The sequence below is a fragment of the Halomonas sp. ATBC28 genome (genome assembly GCF_005937175.1).
In the GTDB taxonomy this organism is placed as follows: domain Bacteria; phylum Pseudomonadota; class Gammaproteobacteria; order Pseudomonadales; family Halomonadaceae; genus Vreelandella; species Vreelandella titanicae.
This window is the reverse complement of the sequence record NZ_VCQL01000049.1, coordinates 1-3,188: the sequence shown is the minus strand read 5'-3', so window position 1 is coordinate 3,188 and position 3,188 is coordinate 1. Positions and strand designations below refer to the sequence as shown.

At 54.5% G+C, this 3,188-nt stretch carries 2 rRNA genes; both read left to right on the top strand.

The annotated features are described in order from the left end of the window. Positions 1 to 23: 23 nt before the first annotated feature. A 23S ribosomal RNA gene (locus E0L35_RS25140) occupies positions 24 to 2,912 on the top strand. Positions 2,913 to 3,065: 153 nt separating this feature from the next. Continuing rightward, positions 3,066 to 3,181 (top strand): 5S ribosomal RNA (gene rrf, locus E0L35_RS25135). Positions 3,182 to 3,188 lie beyond the last annotated feature (7 nt).

Here is a 3,188-nt window from a genome sequence, read left to right as displayed (position 1 = left end):
ATCCAGACTCCTTCGGGTTATAGGGTCAAGCAATGAAGCGCACACGGTGGATGCCTAGGCAGCCAGAGGCGATGAAAGACGTGGTAGCCTGCGATAAGGCTCGGTGAGGTGGCAACAACCTGTGACCCGGGCATTTCTGAATGGGGAAACCCACTCATCACAAGATGAGTATCGTGCACTGAATACATAGGTGTACGAGGCGAACCAGGGGAACTGAAACATCTAAGTACCCTGAGGAAAAGAAATCAACCGAGATTCCCCTAGTAGCGGCGAGCGAACGGGGACCAGCCCTTAAGCATGAGACTGATTAGGCGAACACGCTGGGAAGCGTGGCCGTAGCGGGTGATAGCCCCGTAGTCGAAAATCTGATCATGTGAAATCGAGTAGGTCGGGGCACGAGAAACCTTGACTGAAGACGGGGGGACCATCCTCCAAGGCTAAATACTCCTGGCTGACCGATAGTGAACCAGTACCGTGAGGGAAAGGCGAAAAGAACCCCGGAGAGGGGAGTGAAATAGATCCTGAAACCGTGTGCGTACAAGCAGTAGGAGCAGACTTGTTCTGTGACTGCGTACCTTTTGTATAATGGGTCAGCGACTTATATTCAGTGGCGAGGTTAACCGTATAGGGGAGCCGTAGGGAAACCGAGTCTTAACTGGGCGACACAGTCGCTGGATATAGACCCGAAACCGAGCGATCTATCCATGAGCAGGGTGAAGATTGAGTAACATCAATTGGAGGCCCGAACCAGGATCTGTTGAAAAAGATTTGGATGACTTGTGGATCGGAGTGAAAGGCTAATCAAGCTCGGAGATAGCTGGTTCTCCTCGAAAGCTATTTAGGTAGCGCCTCACGTAGTACCGCCGGGGGTAGAGCACTGTTTCGGCTAGGGGGTCATCCCGACTTACCAACCCGAGGCAAACTCCGAATACCGGTGAGTAGCGCGTGGGAGACACACGGCGGGTGCTAACGTCCGTCGTGAAAAGGGAAACAACCCAGACCGTCAGCTAAGGTCCCGAAATCCTGGTTAAGTGGGAAACGATGTGGGAAGGCTCAGACAGCTAGGAGGTTGGCTTAGAAGCAGCCATCCTTTAAAGAAAGCGTAATAGCTCACTAGTCGAGTCGGCCTGCGCGGAAGATGTAACGGGGCTAAACCAGGTACCGAAGCTACGGGTTCATCCTCTGGATGAGCGGTAGAGGAGCGTCGTGTAAGCCAATGAAGGTGAATTGAGAAGTTCGCTGGAGGTATCACGAGTGCGAATGCTGACATGAGTAACGATAAAGGGCGTGAAAAACGCCCTCGCCGGAAGACCAAGGGTTTCTGTTCGACGCTAATCGGAGCAGAGTGAGTCGGCCCCTAAGGCGAGGCCGAAAGGCGTAGTCGATGGGAAACGGGTCAATATTCCCGTACCGGACATGGTTGCGATGGGGGGACGAAGAAGGCTAGGTGAGCCAGGCGTTGGTAGTCCTGGTGAAAGTGAGTAGGCCGAGACCTTAGGTAAATCCGGGGTCTTAAAGCCGAGACACGAGACGAACTGACCACGGTCAGGAAGTCACTGATGCCACGCTTCCAGGAAAAGCCTCTAAGCTTCAGATCATGTGCGACCGTACCCCAAACCGACACAGGTGGTCAGGGTGAGAATCCCAAGGCGCTTGAGAGAACTCGGGTGAAGGAACTAGGCAAAATGGTGCCGTAACTTCGGGAGAAGGCACGCCGGCATAGGGTGAAGAGACTTGCTCTCCTAGCCCGAACCGGTCGAAGATACCAGGTGGCTGCAACTGTTTATTAAAAACACAGCACTCTGCTAACGCGCAAGCGGACGTATAGGGTGTGACGCCTGCCCGGTGCCGGAAGGTTAAATGATGGTGTTAGCCGCAAGGCGAAGCTCTTGATTGAAGCCCCGGTAAACGGCGGCCGTAACTATAACGGTCCTAAGGTAGCGAAATTCCTTGTCGGGTAAGTTCCGACCTGCACGAATGGCGTAATGATGGCCACGCTGTCTCCACCCGAGACTCAGTGAAATTGAAATCGCCGTGAAGATGCGGTGTACCCGCGGCTAGACGGAAAGACCCCGTGAACCTTTACTATAGCTTCACACTGGACGCTGATGTTGCCTGTGTAGGATAGCTGGGAGGCTTAGAACTCTGGACGCCAGTTCGGAGGGAGCCAACCTTGAAATACCAGCCTGGCATCATTGGCGTTCTCACTCAGGTCCGTTATCCGGATCGAGGACAGTGTGTGGTGGGTAGTTTGACTGGGGCGGTCTCCTCCTAAAGAGTAACGGAGGAGCACGAAGGTACCCTCAGCACGGTCGGACATCGTGCAATGAGTGCAAGAGCATAAGGGTGCTTGACTGCGAGACAGACACGTCGAGCAGGTGCGAAAGCAGGTTCTAGTGATCCGGTGGTTCTGTATGGAAGGGCCATCGCTCAACGGATAAAAGGTACTCCGGGGATAACAGGCTGATACCGCCCAAGAGTTCACATCGACGGCGGTGTTTGGCACCTCGATGTCGGCTCATCACATCCTGGGGCTGAAGTCGGTCCCAAGGGTATGGCTGTTCGCCATTTAAAGTGGTACGCGAGCTGGGTTTAGAACGTCGTGAGACAGTTCGGTCCCTATCTGCCGTGGGCGTTGGATGTTTGAGAAGGGCTGCTCCTAGTACGAGAGGACCGGAGTGGACGACCCTCTGGTGTTCCGGTTGTCACGCCAGTGGCATTGCCGGGTAGCTATGGTCGGACGGGATAACCGCTGAAAGCATCTAAGCGGGAAGCCCCCTTCAAGATGAGACATCCCTGAGGCCTAGAGCCTCCTGAAGGGCCCAGCGAGACCAGCTGGTTGATAGGCACGGTGTGGAAGCGCTGCAAGGCGTTGAGCTAACGTGTACTAATGGCCCGTGAGGCTTGACCCTATAACACCCAAGGGGTCTGGTCGCGATGATGACGTCAATGAAAACCGGATACGCAGCGTGTGGCCCAAGCGACATAACGCCAGGGCGGCAGGCAATGAGACGATCACAAGATAGCAAAAACGCTAGTCAGCATGATGTACATTAACAGTTACGCCTGACGACCATAGCACGCGTGAACCACCTGATCCCTTGCCGAACTCAGAAGTGAAACCGCTTAGCGCCGATGGTAGTGTGGGGTCTCCCCATGCGAGAGTAGGTCATCGTCAGGCACTTATT